This is a genomic window from Streptomyces sp. NPDC058877 (assembly GCF_042742855.1).
Taxonomy (GTDB): domain Bacteria; phylum Actinomycetota; class Actinomycetes; order Streptomycetales; family Streptomycetaceae; genus Streptomyces.
Map to the genome: position 1 here is coordinate 1,742 of NZ_JBHYMF010000314.1, position 3,289 is coordinate 5,030.

The 3,289-nt window shown below is 56.9% G+C and carries 1 rRNA gene; it reads left to right on the forward strand.

The features are described from left to right. Positions 1-148 precede the first annotated feature (148 nt). A 23S ribosomal RNA gene (locus tag ACFW2Y_RS34675) occupies positions 149-3,267 on the forward strand. Positions 3,268-3,289: the final 22 nt, after the last annotated feature.

The window sequence follows — 3,289 nt, forward strand, 5'->3', positions numbered from 1 at the left end:
CGCTTGGCACGTTGTTGGGTGTCTGAGGATGCGGCCGTGAGGTTGTGTCTTCGAGGATGCCGGCCCCAGTGAACTTGTTGCTTTGTGCGGCAGGGTGATGGGTGGCTGGTCGTTGTTTGAGAACTACACAGTGGACGCGAGCATCTGTGGCCAAGTTTTTAAGGGCGCACGGTGGATGCCTTGGCACCAGGAACCGATGAAGGACGTGGGAGGCCACGATAGTCCCCGGGGAGCCGTCAACCAGGCTTTGATCCGGGGGTTTCCGAATGGGGAAACCCGGCAGTCGTCATGGGCTGTCACCCATGCCTGAACACATAGGGCATGTGGAGGGAACGAGGGGAAGTGAAACATCTCAGTACCCTCAGGAAGAGAAAACAACCGTGATTCCGGGAGTAGTGGCGAGCGAAACCGGATGAGGCCAAACCGTATGCGTGTGATACCCGGCAGGGGTTGCGCATGCGGGGTTGTGGGATCTCTTTTTCACAGTCTGCCGGCTGTGAGGCGAGTCAGAAACCGTATGGATAGGCGAAGGACATGCGAAAGGTCCGGCGTAGAGGGTAAGACCCCCGTAGCTGAAATTCATGCGGCTCGTTTAAGAGACACCCAAGTAGCACGGGGCCCGAGAAATCCCGTGTGAATCTGGCGGGACCACCCGTTAAGCCTAAATATTCCCTGGTGACCGATAGCGGATAGTACCGTGAGGGAATGGTGAAAAGTACCGCGGGAGCGGAGTGAAATAGTACCTGAAACCGTGTGCCTACAAGCCGTGGGAGCGTCGGATGCAGCTTGCTGTATCTCGTGACTGCGTGCCTTTTGAAGAATGAGCCTGCGAGTTTGCGGTGTGTTGCGAGGTTAACCCGTGTGGGGAAGCCGTAGCGAAAGCGAGTCCGAATAGGGCGTTTCAGTAGCACGCTCAAGACCCGAAGCGGAGTGATCTAGCCATGGGCAGGTTGAAGCGGAGGTAAGACTTCGTGGAGGACCGAACCCACCAGGGTTGAAAACCTGGGGGATGACCTGTGGTTAGGGGTGAAAGGCCAATCAAACTCCGTGATAGCTGGTTCTCCCCGAAATGCATTTAGGTGCAGCGTCGTGTGTTTCTTGCCGGAGGTAGAGCACTGGATAGGCGATGGGCCCTACCGGGTTACTGACCTTAGCCAAACTCCGAATGCCGGTAAGTGAGAGCACGGCAGTGAGACTGTGGGGGATAAGCTCCATGGTCGAGAGGGAAACAGCCCAGAGCATCGACTAAGGCCCCTAAGCGTACGCTAAGTGGGAAAGGATGTGGAGTCGCAGAGACAACCAGGAGGTTGGCTTAGAAGCAGCCACCCTTGAAAGAGTGCGTAATAGCTCACTGGTCAAGTGATTCCGCGCCGACAATGTAGCGGGGCTCAAGCGTACCGCCGAAGTCGTGTCATTGCAGTACATACCCCCAACGGGGACTGTGATGGGTAGGGGAGCGTCGTGTGCCGGGTGAAGCAGCCGCGGAAGCGAGTTGTGGACGGTTCACGAGTGAGAATGCAGGCATGAGTAGCGATACACACGTGAGAAACGTGTGCGCCGATTGACTAAGGGTTCCTGGGTCAAGCTGATCTGCCCAGGGTAAGTCGGGACCTAAGGCGAGGCCGACAGGCGTAGTCGATGGACAACCGGTTGATATTCCGGTACCCGCTTTGAAACGCCCAATATCGAGCCCATTAATGCTAAGGCCGTGAAGCCGTCCCGGAGCCTTCGGGCAAAGGGAAGTGGTGGAGCCGTCGACCCAAGGTGGTAGTAGGTAAGCGATGGGGTGACGCAGGAAGGTAGTCCAGCCCGGGCGGTGGTTGTCCCGGGGTAAGGGTGTAGGGCGTTGTGTAGGCAAATCCGCACAACATGAGCCTGAGACCTGATGCCGAGCCGATTGTGGTGAAGTGGATGATCCTATGCTGTCGAGAAAAGCCTCTAGCGAGTTTCATGGCGGCCCGTACCCTAAACCGACTCAGGTGGTCAGGTAGAGAATACCGAGGCGTTCGGGTGAACTATGGTTAAGGAACTCGGCAAAATGCCCCCGTAACTTCGGGAGAAGGGGGGCCACGTCTGGTGATGAGTCTTGCACTCTGAGCTGGGGGTGGCCGCAGAGACCAGCGAGAAGCGACTGTTTACTAAAAACACAGGTCCGTGCGAAGCCGTAAGGCGATGTATACGGACTGACGCCTGCCCGGTGCTGGAACGTTAAGGGGACCGGTTAGCTGACTTTCGGGTTGGCGAAGCTGAGAACTTAAGCGCCAGTAAACGGCGGTGGTAACTATAACCATCCTAAGGTAGCGAAATTCCTTGTCGGGTAAGTTCCGACCTGCACGAATGGCGTAACGACTTCTCGACTGTCTCAACCATAGGCCCGGTGAAATTGCACTACGAGTAAAGATGCTCGTTTCGCGCAGCAGGACGGAAAGACCCCGGGACCTTTACTACAGTTTGATATTGGTGTTCGGTTCGGCTTGTGTAGGATAGGTGGGAGACTGTGAAGCGGCCACGCCAGTGGTTGTGGAGTCGTCGTTGAAATACCACTCTGGTCGTGCTGGATGTCTAACCTCGGTCCGTGATCCGGATCAGGGACAGTGTCTGATGGGTAGTTTAACTGGGGCGGTTGCCTCCCAAAGGGTAACGGAGGCGCCCAAAGGTTCCCTCAGCCTGGTTGGCAATCAGGTGTTGAGTGTAAGTGCACAAGGGAGCTTGACTGTGAGACCGACGGGTCGAGCAGGGACGAAAGTCGGGACTAGTGATCCGGCGGTGGCTTGTGGAAGCGCCGTCGCTCAACGGATAAAAGGTACCCCGGGGATAACAGGCTGATCTTCCCCAAGAGTCCATATCGACGGGATGGTTTGGCACCTCGATGTCGGCTCGTCGCATCCTGGGGCTGGAGTCGGTCCCAAGGGTTGGGCTGTTCGCCCATTAAAGCGGTACGCGAGCTGGGTTTAGAACGTCGTGAGACAGTTCGGTCCCTATCCGCTGTGCGCGTAGGAATATTGAGAAGGGCTGTCCCTAGTACGAGAGGACCGGGACGGACGAACCTCTGGTGTGCCAGTTGTCCTGCCAAGGGCATGGCTGGTTGGCTACGTTCGGGAGGGATAACCGCTGAAAGCATCTAAGCGGGAAGCCTGCTTCGAGATGAGTATTCCCACCTCCTTGAGAGGGTAAGGCTCCCAGTAGACGACTGGGTTGATAGGCCGGATGTGGAAGCCCAGTAATGGGTGGAGCTGACCGGTACTAATAGGCCGAGGGCTTGTCCTCAGTTGCTCGCGTCCACTGTGTT